Origin of the sequence: Maribacter vaceletii, assembly GCF_003634105.1 — a bacterium.
GTDB classification, from domain to species: Bacteria; Bacteroidota; Bacteroidia; order Flavobacteriales; family Flavobacteriaceae; genus Maribacter_B; species Maribacter_B vaceletii.
Genome location: NZ_RBIQ01000008.1, coordinates 385,346 through 403,095, shown reverse-complemented (window position 1 = coordinate 403,095; position 17,750 = coordinate 385,346). Strand labels below are relative to the sequence as shown.

Here is a 17,750-nt window from a genome sequence, read left to right as displayed (position 1 = left end):
AGCAGCCAATTGGCTGCTTTCTTATTTATAATTTAATGTGGAATTATTTTCCTCCAATTGCAGGATCTTTCATTCCTTCTTCAATCATACTATAAAATTGGTCAATTTTAGGAAGTACAACAATTCTTGTTCTTCTGTTTCTAGATTTTTCTGTTGTAGATAAAGGAACAAACTCCGCTCTACCAGCAGCTGTCATTCTCTTAGGGTCTACATTATAATCATTCTGAAGTATACGAACAACTGCAGTAGCACGCTTAACACTTAAATCCCAGTTATCTTGTAAAACACCACTTCTGTAAGGTACATCATCTGTATGACCTTCTACCATGAATTCAAAATCTGGTTTGTTGTTTACAACTTGTGCAACTTTTCCAAGTACTTTCTTTGCTTTACTTGTAATGTTATAGCTTCCGCTGCTAAATAATAATTTATCAGAGATAGAAACAAAAACAACACCTTTTTCTACACTAATTTCAATATCCTCATCATCTAAGTTTCCAAGAACACCTTTAAGACTTTGTACTAAAGATAGGTTAACAGAATCTCTACGTGTAATTGCATTGTTTAGTTTTCTAATAGTTAAATCTTTTTCTTGTAAGCTTTCTAAAGATTTTTCTAAGTTTTCTGCACCTTTAGTTGTTAGGGTAGTTAAGTTCCCCATATTATTAATTAACTCTTGATTGTTTGCTTTAAGGAAAGCATTTTGATCCTCTAAAGTTTTAATTTTTGCATTATCTTCTAAACAGTCATTTAATTTAACTGTAGCAGAATTTAACAAATCTTGAGTCTCATTTGCTTTAGCCTCTAACTCTGCATACTTTTTTTGAGATACACATGAGGATAACAAAAGGGTTACTCCTAAACATCCTAAAATAACTTTTTTCATAGTTCTAAAACTTAATATTTAAATAATTTATATTTTATTAATGGTTATCTAATAAATAAACACCAAAATTATACAATTGCAAAATTATATATACTGTAATTTAGTTAATCTTTTACTAAATTACTAAACCTTGCTACTTGATGTACGAAATGAGACCACACTATGGACTTTGTTGCATAGTATTTATTTATAAAGTTTTTCTTTTCTCTTTTTTTATACATTCTTCTAAAGTTTTTATAAAAGCTTAAATGTGCTTTTATAATAGCTAAACAATGTTTAGGTTTTAATTGAAAAACAAATCGAATACCAGCAATACCATCTAATAATAGTCTTAAGAAAATAATAATAAAAGCTTTTCTTAAAGGTAAATTCTTTGTGATTGAAAAAAGAGAGTTTCTAAAATTTAAGTATGTTTTTTTAGGGTTCATGTTACTTAATGTAGAACCGCCAAGATGATAAATACTAGAGGTGCCAACATAAAAAACTTTATATCCAATATTTTTTGCTCTCCAACATAAATCTACCTCTTCTTGATGCGCAAAATAATCTTCATCAAAACCGTTTAAGCTATGAAAAATATCACTTTTAATAAACATACAAGCGCCTGTTGCCCAAAAAATTTCTTGAATATCGTTATACTGTCCTGTGTCTTTTTCTAAAGCCTGAAAAATTCTTCCTCTGCAAAATGGATATCCTAACCGGTCTATATAACCACCTGCAGCTCCAGCGTATTCAAAATAGTCTTTACGCATATGGTCTAATATTTTTGGTTGAATAATAGATGCATCAGGAATATCTTTAAAAGCTTCAATGATTGGAGGTAACCAGTTTTTAGTAACTTTTACATCGGAGTTTAATAAGCAATATATATCTGCTTTTACATGCTGTAACGCATCATTATATCCTTTTGCAAAACCGCCATTGCTAGAATTTTGTATGATTTTTATAGTTGGGTAGTTGTTTTTTAAAAAAGAAATAGAGTCGTCTGTAGAGGCATTATCTGCAACATAAATATCTGCTCCTTCAGAATATTTCATTACAGAGGGTAGGTATCTTTCTAAAAGTACCTCTCCATTCCAATTAAGTATTACAACTGCTATATTCAAAACGGTGCAAATTAACGGCTAAAATCAGGAATTTGCCTTAAAAAGGAGTATTTTTCTTCTATAAAATTCATTTTACAGTATAAATGTTGCAATCCATTAGTAACCATTAAAAAGTTTGCATTTAATTGCATATTATATGTTGCTATTTGGTCAAAAGTATTTTGTGTGATTTTTATTTTTGGGGCTTTACATTCTACTAAAAGTTCTATACTCCCGTCTGAATTAAAAATAACAATATCGTATCTTTTTTTTAAACTATTGATTGTGAGTTGTTTTTCTACATTAATAAGACTTAATGGATATTTTTTTTCTTCCACTAAAAAGTGAATTACATGTTGCCTTACCCATTCTTCTGGTTGTAACTGCACAAATTTTTTACGAACAACATCAAAAATTTGCACCTTATTTTCGCTATTTTTGAATCGAAAGTTATATTTCTTAAAGTTTAAAGGTAACATTTCACAAATTTGATGATTTTTTTTTAATGGAGGAAGTAAAACAAATTGTATCGGATATTAAAGCAGGTAATTTGAAGCCTATTTACTTTTTGTTTGGAGAAGAGCCTTATTATATTGATAGAATATCGGAATACATTGAAAAAAATATTCTTTCTGAAGAAGAAAGAGGTTTTAATCAAATGGTTTTGTATGGAAAAGAAGTTACTATAGATGATATTGTTAGTAATGCTAAACGATATCCTATGATGGCTCCTTACCAGGTTGTTATAATTAAAGAGGCGCAACATTTGTCTAGGACTATTGAAAATCTTTTGGGGTATGTTAAAAACCCTCAAATGACAACTGTTTTAGTAGTTTGTTATAAATATAAGAAGCTTGATAAAAGAAAAAACCTTTATAAAGAAGTAAAAAAACAAGGTGTAATTTTTGAAAGTAAAAAATTATATGAAAATCAAGTTTCTGATTGGTTACGAAAAGTTCTTCGTTCCAGTGGATATACTATATCACACAAGGCAGCAATTTTACTAGTAGATTATTTAGGTACTGATTTAAGTAAAATTAGTAATGAGTTAGAAAAATTAAAATTAGCATTACCAAAAAACACAGAAATTACTCCTGCCCATATTGAAGAACATATTGGTATTAGTAAGGACTATAATAATTTTGAATTAAAAAAAGCTATTGGAGAGCGTAATGTTGTTAAGGCAACACGAATAATTAATTATTTTGCCCAAAACCCAAAGGACAACCCATTCATATTAACAATTACACTATTAAATTCTTTCTTTACACAGCTTTTACAGTATCATGGCTTAAAGGATCATTCTCCTAAAAATGTAGCTAGTAAATTACGTATAAACCCGTATTTTGTTAGTGAGTTTCAGACCGCTGCCAAAAACTACCCAATGCGAAAGGTTAGTCAAATAATTTCTCATTTAAGAGAAATGGATTTAAAAGGAAAAGGAGTAGGGGCAAGCGCATCTACTTCCTCAGATTTACTAAAAGAACTGTTGGTAAAGATTATTTAACCTTTTTAAATTAAAGGCGAAGTATTACATTAATTTTGGATAATCAGATGGGTTAGCCTCGTTCATAATTTCATAAGCTTTTTCAAAAATATCTTCAGCATTTGGTTTAGAGAAATAATCTCCATCAGAACCATAAGCAGGTCTATGCGCTTTTCCAGAAAGCGTAATTGGTTGGCTATCTAGATATTTGTAACCTCCTTGTTTGTTTACAATTTCGTCTAACAAATAAGCAGAACATCCACCAGGAACATCTTCATCTATTATTAGTAATCTATTGGTTTTTTCTAGACTTTTTAAAACGTCATGGTTAATATCAAAAGGTAATAAAGTTTGTGCATCTATTACTTCGGCATCAATACCAACTTCAATAAGTTCTTTTGCTGCTTGTTCTACTATTCTTAATGTAGAACCGTAAGATACCAATGTAATGTCTGTTCCTTCTTTTACGGTTTCTACTACACCAATAGGAACAGTAAATTCTCCTAAATTATTTGGTTTAGGTTCTTTTAGTCTATAACCATTTAGGCTTTCAATTACAAGTGCAGGTTCATCACTCTTCATAAGTGTATTGTAAAAACCTGCTGCTTGCGTCATATTTCTTGGGGCTAGAATATACATTCCTCTTAGTAGGTGAATTAACCCACCCATTTGCGAACCAGAATGCCAAATACCCTCCAAACGGTGCCCTCTAGTACGTACAATTAGTGGAGCTTTTTGCAAACCTTTTGTCCTGTATAGTGTTGTTGCTAAATCATCTGTTAAGGTAGGGAGTGCGTAAAATATATAATCTAAATATTGTATTTCGGCAATGGGTCTTAATCCTCTAAGAGCCATTCCCAATCCTTGTCCTATTATTGTGGTTTCTCTAATGCCAGTATCTGCAATACGTAACTCTCCATACTTGGCTTGTAGGCCTTCTAGTCCTTGGTTTACATCACCAATATTACCTGTATCTTCTCCAAAAATTAATGCTTCAGGATAATTTTTAAAAAGTTCGTCAAAATTCTCCCTTAGAATCATTCTTCCATCTACTTGCTCAGCATTTTCATCATAAGCAGGCTTAGTTATTGGAACATTTGTTGCTTTAGATTCTTTTTCGCTGTATAAATTAGAACTAAATTTTGTTTGCGCGCTCTCTAAATAGTTTTTAGTCCAAGAAATTAAATTTTGTTTTTCAAAAGTGTTTTCACCAATAAGATATCGCATTGCTTTTCTAGCACTAGTTGCTATATCTTTTTTAATTGGTTCGTCTATAGCTATAAGGTCATTTTTTATTTTAGAAATAAACACCTTGTTAGGGCTTTTAATTGCAGTTTTTTCTAGTAAGCCTACAAGTTCTCTTTTGGCATTTAATTGTGTAGTAAGGTGCTCTGACCAAGCTTCTCTTTTTGCAAGTCTTACTTCTTTTTTAATTTCTTTTTCTATAAGCTCTAGCTCTTCTTCTGAAGCTATTCTGGATTCTAAAATCCATTCTTTAAATCGTTTATTGCAATCATTTTCTCTTTCCCATTCTAAGCGATCATCACTTTTGTATCGCTCATGTGATCCGGATGATGAATGGCCTTGTGGTTGGGTTAATTCTGTAACATGAATAACAACAGGAACATGTTCCGTTCTTGCAATATCTGAAGCATTTTCATAGGCGTGCATTAATGCTGTGTAATCCCACCCTTTTACTTTTAAAAGTTCTAACCCTTTTTCATCAGTAGTTCTTTGGTAACCACTTAAAATTTTTGAAATATCTTCTTTTGTGGTATGATGTTTTGCAGGAACAGATATTCCGTACTCATCATCCCATATACTTATTACCATTGGTACTTGTAGGACTCCAGCGGCATTAATGGTTTCAAAAAACATGCCTTCACTAGTACTTGCATTACCAATTGTTCCCCAAGCTATTTCATTACCATTTTCTGAGAAATTAGAAGCGTCTATATCTTTTAAGTTTCTATATATTTTTGATGCTTGTGCCAAACCTAATAGCCTAGGCATTTGTCCTGCTGTACAAGAAACATCACTACTTGTGTTTTTTTGTTGAATTAAGTTTTTCCATGAGCCGTCTTCATTAAGGCTAGGAGTAAGGTAATGCCCAATCATTTGCCTTCCAGCACTCATTGGTTCTTTTTCTATATCTGTGGTAGCATAAAGGGCATGGAAAAAATCTTTAGGTTTTAATATTCCTATAGCCATCATAAAAGTTTGGTCTCTATAATACCCACTTCTAAAATCACCATTTTTAAAAGACCTTGCCATAGCTAATTGTGGAAGTTCTTTGCCATCTCCGAAAATTCCAAATTTTGCTTTTCCAGTTAAGACTTCTTTTCTGCCAAGTAGACTACAAGTTCTGCTTAAAAAAGCAGTTTTATAATCCTGCAGAATCTGAATTCTAAAATCTTCAAAAGAAATGTCATTACTGGTTTTTTCAGATATATCCATATTGAAACTATGATTTTTACAAAAATACCTAAACATTTAGATTAAAACAATGAAAACAAAAACAATTTTATTGCGTTATTTTTATAATATCGTGTTTAAATATGTGGTTATTGTAAATTTTGCGTACTTAAAGAGGTGTATTTTGTGAATATGAAAAAACTAAAACCATTTTCTAGTAAATAACCCAATTAAGGTTTTAGGACTAACTGTTATTATAAAACGAATTTTCTCTTCATAATTAGGCTGCGAAATTTCCCAACCATTGTTAGAGTAAAAAGGGAGGTATAATTCAAAGTAATCTGTTACTAAATTTAATCTTACTCCGGCATCATATACAAAGCGTTCCTTTAAGCCTTTGTTTTTCATAAAGCCAGCATCCCCATATACTTCAATCCACTTCCAAAGGTTAATACTTGCATTTGTTGTAGCCATCCAATCATTTGCATAAGGATTTTGTAGCATTGATTTAAACCCACCTTCTGATATAATAATTTGTTGGCTGTAAAGACCAGAATCTTCAGACCGACCTAAATAACTATAATCAAATAAATAATCTGTAGGACGATCTAGGGCAAAGCTATAAAAATTTGGGTCACTATATCCTGTGGTTTTATTTCTTAAAAATTTACCAGCAAAAAAACGAAGGTTTAACTGTCTGTTATTTTGAAAAAGTTTACGAAACTCCCATTCAAATACTAACTTGGAAAAATCATTGGCATGCTGGGCATCTATAAACCAGGAAGAATAATCTATTATTCCATTATTTGAGTTTCTATAACGAGCATTTAAAACACTATAATCTGGAGGGGTTTCAAAATCTCCTAAATTTTCATCTCTACTTCTAAATACATTTACATATCTAAAACTTAAAATTTCTCTTTTATTAGAACGTAAGTTATCTGGTTTCCAACCAAAACTAATAGAAGGTGTTATAGTAGAGTATCTAGAATTTTCTTGAAAGTGAAATGTAGAACCCCTAATAGAATAGTTAGCAAGGTATAGTCCAGTTTTACTTAATAATTTTTGGTAAGATAATCTGCCATAACCAACAAATGCTTTTTCTCTAAAAGAATAGGACGGAGAAAAATCATAAATAAAAGGTTTTCTTAAGAGTGTTTTATTATGTAATCGCATCCCTGGTGACCAACCATCGTATATATTAAAACTAATAGTAGGGACATAAAAAATTTGATTGTAATCTGGGTTTTCTGCATCTTGAAAAAACTGTAATTTAAGCTTTCTGTTACTTGATAAAAAACCTTTTAAGGATTTCCAGTTATCTCTTTGGTTAAATTCTGGTATTTTTTTATCGTAATTTAAAACTAGTTTATCTTCTCCTTTTTTGGGGATGGTAAAAGTTCTTTCTTCTTCTATATCTGTAAACCAATATTTTGAAACAACAGAATCTTTCTGTAATCCAAAAACAGAAATTGGCACATTGGTGCCTTCTTTATTTTTTAAAGTAATAATTAATGAATCTTTATACTTTTTTACATTTTTAATTTTAAAATCAATTTTTCGGTCAGTAGAAACATATGCGTTAAAAAACCAATTTATATCTGTAGTAGTAGATCGTTTTAGAATAGATTCAAAATCTAATACTTTAACCGTATTGCTTTGGTAATATTTATAAAAGGTTTTTATGCTTTCATCAATTTTTTCTTTTCCAATATATACACCTAAATATGTTAATCCTTGTCCCGCCTTATATTTATTAGCAATTTTTTGGTTAAACTTTATTAGAGAATCATTTGGTGTAGTTAATGATTGGTCTAAATTTTTACGAGCAGTAACATTATATAAAAATGGATACTGGTCATTAAAATCCATTTTGGCTAAATTAAAGCTTCGAATCCCCCAAATTTTAGATAATTTACCAAGAAGCTTTTGATTTGGATAATGTTGCTCAACGTAAGAAATTAATAAGTAGTTTGCTATAGCTTGGTTTACCCATTGGTCCTTTCTAGGGTCTAAAAAAATAGTTTCTCTTAAAATACTATTTAACGCAGTTTTTAAGAATTTCATTTCAAATTGAAATTGCTGCTCGTAAGGCCTAATAAATGATGGTAATTGGTTTATACCGTATAAAGGACTTTTGTTATAGTCTATTTGACTAACTAATAATTGAGGGTGTGGGTATTCCCCCAAATTTTCATGTATAAATTTTGTTACATTATTTATAGATATGCCCTGTGCAATGTTGTTATACTTAGGTGCTTCTATATCAGTTACCACGGTCATGTATGGCGTTACATGTGTTGTAAATTTTTTAGTAGTGTTTAATAGTATCTCACAGCTTTTTTGTTTTATTCCTTTTAGTTGTGCTAGTTGTCTTATAGGATACTTTGATGTTCCTAAATTTCTATAATTAGTAGTTAAAGATAGGCTGTCTGGATAATTAAAATTTACAGTAGTTTCAGTTACATCCGTATATAAATCTTCTAAGTTTTTATTGGAATACAATTTCCATTTTCCATTATAGACTGCGGGGGTTAAATACCAATCTTTTAAGTAGTATTCCCCTTTATTGTTGTAACCATAGGGAGTAAACTTACTCATTGGTAACTTAACTGTGTAACTAATAAATAGTTTAACGGTTTTGTTTGGTGGTAAAGGGTCGTTTAATCTAATTTTTAAAATATCCTTATTTTTCTCTCTTTCCCAATGCAGCCCCCTATATTCGTTATCTACTGCACTTAAAATTTTTGTGTGCCCTCTTTCATTGTCTTTTGCTAAATGTAGGCTTTTTTTAAACTCTTCAGCAAAACGTTTGGCTAAACCAGTATTTTTATTGGAATATGCATTAGCCCAATCATTAAAATATAAATAGCCTAAAGAATAGTTAGAGGTGTTTTTAAAAACAAACTCTTGTTGTATATTTAATTCTTTAGTTTCTTCATTTAGATGTACGGTAAGTGTGTTAATATGTTGTCCAAAAGTCTGAAATGAACTAAGGAAACATAAAAATATACTTACTAGAACTACTATGTTTGGGAACTTATGCACTAGAGATTAAAAATTAGGGCTAAGAGCACGTCCTTTGTAGAAAGAATCTATAATTGCTACAACTTCTTCTTCGGTATCTACAATTTTTATTAAATCAAGGTCTCTAGGGCTAATATTACCTTCGGAAAGCATGGTGTTTTTTATCCAATCCATTAATCCCGTCCAGAATTTAGTGCCTACTAAAATAATTGGAAATTTTTCTATTTTATTCGTTTGTATTAGAGTAATTGCTTCAAAAAGTTCATCTAAAGTTCCAAAGCCACCTGGCATAACAACAAAACCTTGAGAATATTTTACAAACATTACTTTACGAACAAAGAAATAGTCAAAATCTAAGCTTTTATCTCCATCAATATAAGGATTGTCATGTTGTTCAAAAGGTAAATCAATATTTAAACCTACAGATGTTCCTCCTGCTAAATTAGCTCCTTTATTACCAGCTTCCATTATTCCTGGTCCACCGCCTGTTATAACACCATAACCAGCGTCTGCAATACTTTTAGCAATTTTTACTGCTAGTTGGTAATATTCATTATTTTCTTTAGTTCTTGCAGAACCAAAAATAGATACACAAGGTCCTATTTTACTCATTTTTTCAAAACCATTAACAAATTCGCCCATTATTTTAAAAAGAGCCCAAGAGTCATTAGTTTTAATTTCGTTCCAACCTTTATGGTGTAATTCTTTTCTCATATTATTTTTACTATTTAATAGTGTGTTTTTTTATATAACGGTTTACAAACCTAATTCTTTTACTAAGAATTTTGCAGTATAACTTTTTTTGTCTTTACTTACTTGTTCAGGTGTTCCTTTTGCAACTACCATACCTCCGTTTCTGCCCCCTTCGTATCCAATATCGATAATATAATCAACCATTTTAATTACATCTAAGTTATGTTCAATAACTAAAACAGTGTTTCCTTTGTCGGCTAACTTGTTTAAAACTTCCATTAGAACACGAATATCTTCAAAATGGAGCCCCGTAGTAGGTTCGTCTAAGATATAAAAAGTGTTTCCAGTATCTCTTTTAGAAAGTTCAGTTGCTAGTTTTATTCGTTGGGCTTCTCCTCCAGAAAGTGTAGTAGATTGTTGCCCTAAGGAAATATATCCTAGACCAACATCTTTTATAGTTTTTAACTTTCTATATATTTTTGGTATTGCTTCAAAAAAAGAAACAGCCTCATTAATAGTCATTTCTAATACATCTGCAATAGATTTTCCTTTATAGCGTACTTCTAAAGTTTCTCTATTAAAACGTTTGCCATTACAGGTTTCGCATTCTACATAAATGTCTGGTAAAAAGTTCATTTCTATAACTTTTAGACCACCACCTTGACAGGTTTCGCAACGACCTCCTTTTACATTAAAACTAAAACGACCAGGTTTGTATCCTCGTATTGCTGCTTCAGGAGTTTTTGTGAATAACGAACGAATTTCGCTAAAAACGCCGGTATATGTAGCAGGATTAGAGCGTGGTGTTCTTCCTATAGGGGATTGGTTTATGTCTATAACCTTATCTATGTGTTCTAAACCAGTAATTTTTTTATATGGCATTGGAATTTTAACGCCGTTAAAATAATGAGCATTCATAATAGGGTAGAGGGTCTCGTTAATAAGGGTAGATTTACCACTGCCAGATACTCCTGTTATACCTATCATTTTCCCGAGAGGAATTTCTATATCTACATTTTTAAGATTATTTCCTGTACAACCTGTTAGTTTAATTTTTTTGCCATTTCCTTTTCTACGTTTTTTTGGAACAGCTATTTCTTTTTTACCAGTAATATAATCTGCAGTAAGTGTTTTATGTTTTTTTAAATCTTCAGGATTTCCTTCAGAAATTATTTGCCCACCATGTTTACCTGCTTTTGGTCCAATGTCTATTACATGGTCAGCGCGTTCTATCATGTCTCGATCATGTTCTACAACAATAACAGAGTTTCCTATATCTCTTAAAGCTTCTAAAGATTTTATTAAACGAACATTATCTCTTTGGTGTAGCCCAATACTAGGTTCGTCCAAAATATATAATACACCAACTAACTGAGAGCCAATTTGTGTGGCAAGTCTAATACGTTGTGCTTCTCCACCAGAAAGCGTTTTAGAGCTACGGTTTAAGGATAAATAATCTAAACCTACATCTAAAAGAAATTGAACTCGAGTTTTAATTTCTTTAATAATTTCTTCTGCAATGATTAGTTGGTTTGCTTCTAATTTTTTTTCTAAACCATCAAAGAAACTTGCTAAATCTGATATATCTAAGTTGGATAATTCAGAAATGTTTTTCTTATTAATTTTAAAGTTTAAAGACTCTTTTCGTAAACGAGAACCTTCACAGCTTGGACAAACAATTTTATCCATATATTCCTTTGCCCATCTTTTTATAGAGGTAGATTCTGCGTTATTAAACTGGCTTTTTATGAAATTAGCAATGCCTTCATAGTCAATTTTGTAGTTTCTTTTAACACCTAAAGTTTTAGATTCTATATCAAAACTTTCTTTTCCGCCATGTAAAAGAATGTCTAAAGCCTCTTGCGGAATACTATCAATAGAGTCCGTTATTTCAAAATTATAGCGTTGTGCAATAATATCTATTTGTTTAAAAGCCCATGAGTTTTTATAAGGACCAAGAGGAGCAATACCCCCAGCTTTTATAGAGAGTTTTTTATCGGGAAATATTTTAGTTTCATTTACCTCAAAAACATGACCAAGACCGCTACAATTTTTACACATTCCTTTAGGGGAATTAAAAGAAAACGTATTTGGTTCTGGAGAAGGGTAGGATATACCAGAAGTAGGGCACATTAAATCTCTACTAAAATAACGAGGTTCAGGCACACCTTCTTCTAATACCATTAAAACATTTTCCCCACTATACATTGCGGTGTTAATGGTTTCTGTTAGTCTTTTATCTAAATCCGTAGTTTCGTTAACTTTTAAACGGTCTATTACAATTTCTATATCATGTGTCTTGTAACGGTCTACTTTCATTCCCTTTACAATATCTTTTACTTCGCCGTCTACACGTACTTTCACAAAGCCTTGTTTTGCAATTTGTTCAAAAAGTTCTCTGTAGTGTCCTTTTCTAGATTTTATTACAGGAGATAAAATAGATATTTTCTTATTAAGATATTCCGTCTTTATTAGCTCTTTAATTTGCGCATCACTATAGCTTACCATTTTTTTGCCAGTAACATAGCTATAAGCATCACCAGCTCTTGCAAAGAGTAATCTTAAAAAATCATATATTTCGGTAATGGTACCAACCGTAGATCTTGGGGATTTAGAAGTTGTTTTTTGTTCAATAGCAATGACAGGAGATAAACCATCTATTTTATCCACATCCGGTCTTTCTAATCCTCCAAGAAATTGACGTGCATAGGCCGAAAAAGTCTCTATATACCTTCTTTGTCCTTCTGCATAGATGGTATCAAAAGCTAAGGAAGATTTACCACTACCAGATAAACCAGTTATAACCACAAGTTTTTCTCTAGGTATAGTAACATCTATATTTTTAAGGTTATGAGCTCTAGCTCCCTTAACTTCAATATTTTCCTCGTAGTTTATCATTTTTATGGCAAAGTTGCAAAGTTACTGTTTTGGCAATTAATATTAACACGGTCTTTATTTAGTTTTTGTTAATTCCTAACATAGTTTTAAATTCGTAATTATAATTTTTTGATATAATTTAAAGCATGAAAATTTTAGGAATAGGGTCTCGTATTAATCATAATGAATTTGGTAAAGGAGTAATTACAAATGTTACTTCTACTATGTATTGGGTAACTTTCATGGACAGTGGAATAGAAACTATTTCTTTGGATTCTGATTTTGAAATTATAGAAGCTGTTACAGATGATGTGGATACTATAAGTTTTTCTGAAGTAGAACAATCTTTAATTTCTATTTTACGAAAATGGAGTGATACTTCTTCTATAACTCCTATAGCAGATAAATGGAAAAAAGGAACTTTGGTAATACAGCCATTGGATGCTAACTTAGCAAATAAAGAAATTCCAATAGATACTTTTTTTCATAAAATTGTAATGGTTCGCGATAGAATTAGAGTTATGGAACAAAAAATTAATTCTAGTAAAAATTTAGATGACCAAGAAAAGGTAGATTTGCAACAATATATCACTAGGATTTATGGTAGTCTTACCACTTTTAATGTTTTGTTTAATAATAAAAGAGACCATTTTATAGGGGTAAAAAAGTAATTAATTAGCAATTCTATTTAGGTTTAATTTATTGTCATTTAATGTAAGTTTATTTTGTTTTAGTTTATTAATTACCAGTGTTATTAAATTATTTTTATTAAAGTATTTATTTAATACTTTAATTTTGGCACTATTATTCTTTAATTTCCTTTGTGAAGCTTTGAATATTTGATTTGTGTCTAGTACAATTATTTCAGTACTGTGAGTGTCATAATAAATACCATAATTTCTATTTACATCATATATTAACCATGGTTTTTTATTAACTCTAATCCTAAAATGTTTTGATAATAGAGGTAAAACATCGAAATCAGGAGCAATATTTATGTAAAAAATGCCATCATTAGATTCTTTAAATTGTATAGTTTTTTCTAAATATCTTTTTTCTTTTGCTACAGTTAAAGAAACATCCTCTATGTTAATTTGTTCTGAAATTGAAAAACCTATTTGTGCTGCTTGGTAGGGATTAAATAAGCTTTTGATATATAAATACAATACATTTTCTATATTTTTCTTTTCGCTTAAAAAAGTAAAATAAATGTTTTTTAGAGCGGTACTATTTTTATTTTGAATTGTATTCCAAACACGTTTAGCTTTTTTCATGTCTGTAAATATTATTTGAGTTTTTATAAATAAGTTGTTACTACAAGATGTTCTTTTGTTGATATTTAAAGTTTTTCTTTTTTCTTCGAACCCTACAAATACTGCGGTTAAAAAACCATTAAAACTGCCATCGTAAATTAATGTTTTTGTCTCTTCCATAATTAGCTAAATAAAGATAGTTGTACTGCATTAGTTTTCTTTATTGTTTTGCTATTTGCGATTGAAACAGTGTTTTTTGGAATATTTCCAAAAAATATAGGGATTCTTTTTTTTCTAGGAATCACGCTAATAAAGGTATCTTCCTCACCAACTGTAGCAATAGCGTGTAATTTGGAATGAATGTCTTTAAAAATCATAGTGTCTATTTTTAGTATCAATCCAAAAATATGGAATATTTCCTAATTATGGAAATATTCCAATATATTTTTTGGAAATAATCCTAATTGTGTATATTTGATATATGGAAAACGAAGCTATTTTAAAACGATTTACAGACTTAAGAAGAGAATTAGGGTATACTCAATCTGATTTTGCTAAACAAATTGGTGTTTCTAACACTACAGCAGATATAGAAAGAGGTAGAACAAAATTATCTGGAAAAGTGGTTGTAGAGCTTTTAAAAAAATATAAAATTAATCCTCTTTGGTTATTTGGAGAAAGTACCCAGCAATATATAGAAACGTCCTCTACTAATGTTATTCCAAAAGTAGTAACCGTTGATTCTGCAGATAATGATAATATGGTTTTAGTTAATGCAAAAGCTGCTGCAGGATATCCTCAAAATATTGAAGACACTAGTTGGTATAAAGAATTACCTGCTTTTGATTTACCTTTACCAGAGTTTAGAAATGCTACCTATAGAGGATTTCAAGTAGAGGGAGATAGTATGCTTCCTAATTTAAAACCAGGGGAGTGGGTTTTAGCAAAAGCTACTGAAGATTTAAAAGAAGTTAGCGCTAATAAAATATATGTAGTTGTACTGCAAGATGCTGTTTTGGTTAAAAAAGTTATTAGCAAGCCAAATTCTCCTAACGTTACTTTGGTGTCTTTGAATGAGTCGTATCCTCCTTATGATATAGAACCCCATCAAATACAAGAAATATGGGAAGTAAATAGTAAAATTACTTTTGGTATTGATGCTACAACGGAAAAAGGCTTGTTAAAACAGCTCCAGGAATCTATGGAGGAATTAAAAAGCCAAATAAATAAAACTAATAGATAGTATATTACTTATAAATGCATTTGTAAGAAGTATCTACACCTACCTTTACATTAAAAGATTGGTTAGCTTCTACTTCAAACATTTCATAAGGCTTATAGGTTTTCCAGTTAGACTCTCCTGGTAATTGTACTTCCATTTCACCAGATATTACAGTCATATATTCTTTAGAAGTTGTTCCAAAGGTATATTCTCCTGGAGCCATAACGCCAACGGTTGCTTTTCCTTCATTAGAGTCAAAGGCTATAGAAAGTACTTTTTCATCAAAATAAGAATTGGTCTTAAACATGTTTTTCTTTTATTATGAAGCACAAAAATAAATAGAATTTATAAGAGGAATATAAGCTTCACAAAGGAGTCTTATTTTGTGTTTTAATACGCTTTTATAGTTCCCATATCTAATGTTATAGGTCCTATTTTATGTTTGGAAGGAAGTAGAATACCACTTTTCATCCTCTTCCAACCTTCCCAACTTGCCTTAATACCACCTACTGGAATAATACTTACCCACATTTTATAACTCTTTGGTGTTCCATTTGGTTGCAGTAGCCATAAATACGAGTCTCCCGGAGTGGAGCCTCCAATCGTATACGATACTAATAATGCTTCTTCGCCATTTTCTAGTGTTACTATTTCTCTTTTGGTTCCTTTGTCAAAAACTTTAAAAGGAGCTACAAGCCAGAAAGAATCGTTATTAAAATAATCTAAAGCATTCTGTAATAATTCTTTTTTCTCTTTAGTGGTAAGCTTAGTATTTTCTTTGGTAATAGTACCTAGAGAATTGTTGTTTAAATTAAGTTTTGCAGTATAATCATCCCATTTTACAGTAACAAGCCCCATAGATTTATTCCATTTATACCTATGAGAACCATTCGCAAATGACCATTCTAAAAAGTTTGTATTAGCATATTTTTCGCCACCAATGGCTTGTGTCATTTTTTTTGCAAGAGCATCCGCTTTATTTCCTTCTTGTCCAGTAGGAACAGATTCATTGTAAAAAACATATATAATACCTATTCCTAAAAGAAAAAATACTAAAATATAGCTAAATATTTTTCCTGTTTTCTTTACATATTTCATAACTAATATCCTACAGCCGTGTCATCTCCTCTTTTATCTGCGCCGGCTTCTAATCTACCATCAGGTAAAACAAGAATAGCATCTACCTTACCAATAATTGGAGTACGTTCTTCATTTATTATGTATTCTTTTGCTTTTAATTCTTCTTTTAAAGCTTTAGAAAACCCATTAGGTTCAAAAATAACCGCATCTGGCAACCATTGGTGGTGAAAACGAGGGGCATTTACAGCCTCTTGCATATTTAAACTATACTCATAGGTATTAAGAATAGTTTGTGCTACAGCAGTAATTATTGTAGAGCCTCCTGGTGTACCAACAACCATCCAAAGTTTATTGTCTTTTTCTACAATAGTAGGTGTCATGCTGCTTAACATTCTTTTTTCTGGTGCAATACTATTTGCGTCTGCTCCAATTAAACCAAACATGTTAGGTATTCCTGGTTTTGCACTAAAATCGTCCATTTCATTATTAAGAAAAAAACCAAGTTCATCACAAAATAATTTAGAGCCATAATTACCATTTAATGTTGTGGTAACAGACACTGCATTACCGTCCTTGTCTATAATAGAGTAGTGGGTGGTTTCGTTACTTTCTGAAATTATATTTACTTCTCCATGAGATACTGTAGAAGATTTTGTTGCTTTATCAAAAGAAAAGTCTTTCATTCGATTTTCTAAATAATCATTACTTAGAAGTACATCCAATGGTATAGAAACAAAATCAGGATCTCCTAAAAAATAATTACGATCTGCATATGCTCTACGAGATGCTTCTGTGAATAACTGTATACTTTTTGTAGAATTATGACCAAATTCTTTAATGTTATGTGGCTCTATCATTTTAAAAATTTGTTGCATGGTTATGCCGCCACTGCTTGGAGCTCCCATAGAAATTATTTTTAATTCTTTATATTTAAAAATAACAGGCTGTCTCCATTTTACATTATATTTTTCTAAATCTTCCTCGGTAACAAACCCTCCATTTTTTTGAATAAAGGAAGATAGTTTTTTTGCCACATCGCCTTTATAAAAACCATCTCTTCCATGTTTAGAAATACTTTTTAATGTATTTGCCAGAGCTTTATACTTTATTGTATCCCCCGCTTTATATGGAATAGAAAATTTACTATATTCCCCATTTACTTTAATAAAGTCTTGTAAATAAGGTGCAATTTTTTTCTCTTGTTTTTCTGTAACAACAACTCCTTTTTCGGCCAAAGCTATTACAGGTGCTAAAATTTTAGAAAGAGGAAGGGTGCCAAATTTTTTGTGTACTTCAATAGCTCCCGCAACAGAGCCTGGAACTCCTACCGCTGTAGCTCCAAGTGTACTCATTCCTGGAATTACATTTCCTGTGGAGTCTAAATACATATCCTTATGGGCACTTAACGGTGCTTTTTCTCTAAAATCTATAGAACCAATATCTCCATTTTCTTTTCTGTATACCATAAAACCACCACCAGATATATTACCTGCAGATGGGTGGGCAACCGCTAATGCAAATTGTGTTGCTACCATAGCGTCAAAAGCATTACCTCCTTGTTTTAGTATGTCTGTACCAATTTTAGAAGCTTCTTCCCTTGCAGAAACTACCATGGCTTTAGTGGTGATTAAACCAGTTGTAGAATTATTTTTCTTTTTGCAACTGTAGATTAATGCAAGAAAGCATATTAATAGAATTTTTATTGTTCTCATAATGTGTAAAAATT

Annotated in this window: 15 protein-coding genes; 3 read left to right on the top strand and 12 right to left on the bottom strand. The window is 30.9% G+C overall.

Translation table 11 applies throughout. From position 1 onward, the window contains the following. Window positions 1–43 precede the first annotated feature (43 nt). The 3 genes from CLV91_RS09335 to CLV91_RS09325 form a co-directional block, all read right to left on the bottom strand. Window positions 44–886 (bottom strand): OmpA/MotB family protein, encoded by an 843-nt coding sequence (locus CLV91_RS09335; protein ID WP_121066891.1) that lies wholly within the window; start codon window positions 884–886, stop codon window positions 44–46. A 104-nt stretch (window positions 887–990) separates the two neighbouring features. Then, the gene (locus CLV91_RS09330; RefSeq protein WP_121066888.1) at window positions 991–1,992 is read right to left on the bottom strand and encodes a glycosyltransferase family 2 protein; all 1,002 of its coding nucleotides are present in this window, start codon (window positions 1,990–1,992) and stop codon (window positions 991–993) included. 11 nt (window positions 1,993–2,003) lie between these two features. Next, entirely contained in the window at window positions 2,004–2,450 is a 447-nt protein-coding gene (locus CLV91_RS09325) for a type I restriction enzyme HsdR N-terminal domain-containing protein (RefSeq protein WP_121066885.1), read from the bottom strand. 26 nt (window positions 2,451–2,476) lie between these two features. Here CLV91_RS09325 and holA point away from each other — a divergent pair, with 26 nt between their 5' ends. Beyond that, complete coding sequence (gene holA / locus CLV91_RS09320) at window positions 2,477–3,478, top strand: DNA polymerase III subunit delta (protein WP_121066882.1); 1,002 nt, start codon at window positions 2,477–2,479, stop codon at window positions 3,476–3,478. 24 nt (window positions 3,479–3,502) lie between these two features. Here holA and CLV91_RS09315 read toward each other — a convergent pair whose 3' ends face one another. The 4 genes from CLV91_RS09315 to uvrA form a co-directional block, all read right to left on the bottom strand. After that, window positions 3,503–5,914 (bottom strand): alpha-ketoacid dehydrogenase subunit alpha/beta, encoded by a 2,412-nt coding sequence (locus tag CLV91_RS09315; RefSeq protein WP_121066879.1) that lies wholly within the window; start codon window positions 5,912–5,914, stop codon window positions 3,503–3,505. Between the two features lie 159 nt (window positions 5,915–6,073). Then, window positions 6,074–8,920, bottom strand: coding sequence for a metalloprotease (locus tag CLV91_RS09310; RefSeq protein WP_121066876.1), 2,847 nt, complete (start codon window positions 8,918–8,920; stop codon window positions 6,074–6,076). A 6-nt stretch (window positions 8,921–8,926) separates the two neighbouring features. Next, window positions 8,927–9,613 carry an LOG family protein gene (locus tag CLV91_RS09305; RefSeq protein ID WP_121066873.1) on the bottom strand — a complete coding sequence of 229 codons (687 nt, stop codon included), beginning with the start codon at window positions 9,611–9,613 and terminating at the stop codon, window positions 8,927–8,929. Window positions 9,614–9,655: 42 nt separating this feature from the next. Then, the gene (gene uvrA / locus CLV91_RS09300) at window positions 9,656–12,490 is read right to left on the bottom strand and encodes an excinuclease ABC subunit UvrA (protein ID WP_121066870.1); all 2,835 of its coding nucleotides are present in this window, start codon (window positions 12,488–12,490) and stop codon (window positions 9,656–9,658) included. A 125-nt stretch (window positions 12,491–12,615) separates the two neighbouring features. On the opposite strand from uvrA, the gene CLV91_RS09295 reads away from it, so the two are divergent. Continuing rightward, window positions 12,616–13,140 (top strand): hypothetical protein, encoded by a 525-nt coding sequence (locus tag CLV91_RS09295; RefSeq protein WP_121066867.1) that lies wholly within the window; start codon window positions 12,616–12,618, stop codon window positions 13,138–13,140. On the opposite strand, the gene CLV91_RS09290 is transcribed toward CLV91_RS09295, so the two are convergent. Together CLV91_RS09290 and CLV91_RS09285 are read right to left on the bottom strand one after the other, a co-directional pair. Next, window positions 13,141–13,902, bottom strand: coding sequence for a TIGR03915 family putative DNA repair protein (locus CLV91_RS09290; RefSeq protein ID WP_121066865.1), 762 nt, complete (start codon window positions 13,900–13,902; stop codon window positions 13,141–13,143). Between the two features lie 2 nt (window positions 13,903–13,904). Further along, on the bottom strand, window positions 13,905–14,099 hold the full coding sequence (locus CLV91_RS09285) for a hypothetical protein (protein ID WP_121066862.1): 195 nt from the start codon (window positions 14,097–14,099) through the stop codon (window positions 13,905–13,907). A 104-nt stretch (window positions 14,100–14,203) separates the two neighbouring features. Here CLV91_RS09285 and CLV91_RS09280 point away from each other — a divergent pair, with 104 nt between their 5' ends. After that, complete coding sequence (locus tag CLV91_RS09280; RefSeq protein WP_121066860.1) at window positions 14,204–14,965, top strand: XRE family transcriptional regulator; 762 nt, start codon at window positions 14,204–14,206, stop codon at window positions 14,963–14,965. 4 nt (window positions 14,966–14,969) lie between these two features. Here the strand turns inward: CLV91_RS09280 and ppnP are convergent, their stop codons facing one another. From ppnP to ggt, 3 genes are all read right to left on the bottom strand, one after another. Then, window positions 14,970–15,251 (bottom strand): pyrimidine/purine nucleoside phosphorylase, encoded by a 282-nt coding sequence (gene ppnP, locus CLV91_RS09275; protein WP_121066857.1) that lies wholly within the window; start codon window positions 15,249–15,251, stop codon window positions 14,970–14,972. A gap of 83 nt (window positions 15,252–15,334) precedes the next feature. After that, the gene (locus CLV91_RS09270; protein WP_121066854.1) at window positions 15,335–16,042 is read right to left on the bottom strand and encodes a hypothetical protein; all 708 of its coding nucleotides are present in this window, start codon (window positions 16,040–16,042) and stop codon (window positions 15,335–15,337) included. A 2-nt stretch (window positions 16,043–16,044) separates the two neighbouring features. Then, window positions 16,045–17,736 (bottom strand): gamma-glutamyltransferase, encoded by a 1,692-nt coding sequence (gene ggt / locus CLV91_RS09265; protein ID WP_121066851.1) that lies wholly within the window; start codon window positions 17,734–17,736, stop codon window positions 16,045–16,047. Window positions 17,737–17,750 lie beyond the last annotated feature (14 nt).

Excerpts from the sequence above, each read along its gene's own strand:
- CLV91_RS09335 (WP_121066891.1), bottom strand. The coding sequence starts at position 886 with ATGAAAAAAGTTATTTTAGGATGTTTAGGAGTAACCCTTTTGTTATCC.
- CLV91_RS09325 (WP_121066885.1), bottom strand. The coding sequence starts at position 2,450 with ATGTTACCTTTAAACTTTAAGAAATATAACTTTCGATTCAAAAATAGC.
- holA (WP_121066882.1), top strand. The coding sequence starts at position 2,477 with ATGGAGGAAGTAAAACAAATTGTATCGGATATTAAAGCAGGTAATTTG.
- CLV91_RS09315 (WP_121066879.1), bottom strand. The coding sequence starts at position 5,914 with ATGGATATATCTGAAAAAACCAGTAATGACATTTCTTTTGAAGATTTT.
- CLV91_RS09305 (WP_121066873.1), bottom strand. The coding sequence starts at position 9,613 with ATGAGAAAAGAATTACACCATAAAGGTTGGAACGAAATTAAAACTAAT.
- uvrA (WP_121066870.1), bottom strand. The coding sequence starts at position 12,490 with ATGATAAACTACGAGGAAAATATTGAAGTTAAGGGAGCTAGAGCTCAT.
- CLV91_RS09295 (WP_121066867.1), top strand. The coding sequence starts at position 12,616 with ATGAAAATTTTAGGAATAGGGTCTCGTATTAATCATAATGAATTTGGT.
- CLV91_RS09290 (WP_121066865.1), bottom strand. The coding sequence starts at position 13,902 with ATGGAAGAGACAAAAACATTAATTTACGATGGCAGTTTTAATGGTTTT.
- CLV91_RS09285 (WP_121066862.1), bottom strand. The coding sequence starts at position 14,099 with ATGATTTTTAAAGACATTCATTCCAAATTACACGCTATTGCTACAGTT.
- CLV91_RS09280 (WP_121066860.1), top strand. The coding sequence starts at position 14,204 with ATGGAAAACGAAGCTATTTTAAAACGATTTACAGACTTAAGAAGAGAA.
- ppnP (WP_121066857.1), bottom strand. The coding sequence starts at position 15,251 with ATGTTTAAGACCAATTCTTATTTTGATGAAAAAGTACTTTCTATAGCC.
- CLV91_RS09270 (WP_121066854.1), bottom strand. The coding sequence starts at position 16,042 with ATGAAATATGTAAAGAAAACAGGAAAAATATTTAGCTATATTTTAGTA.
- ggt (WP_121066851.1), bottom strand. The coding sequence starts at position 17,736 with ATGAGAACAATAAAAATTCTATTAATATGCTTTCTTGCATTAATCTAC.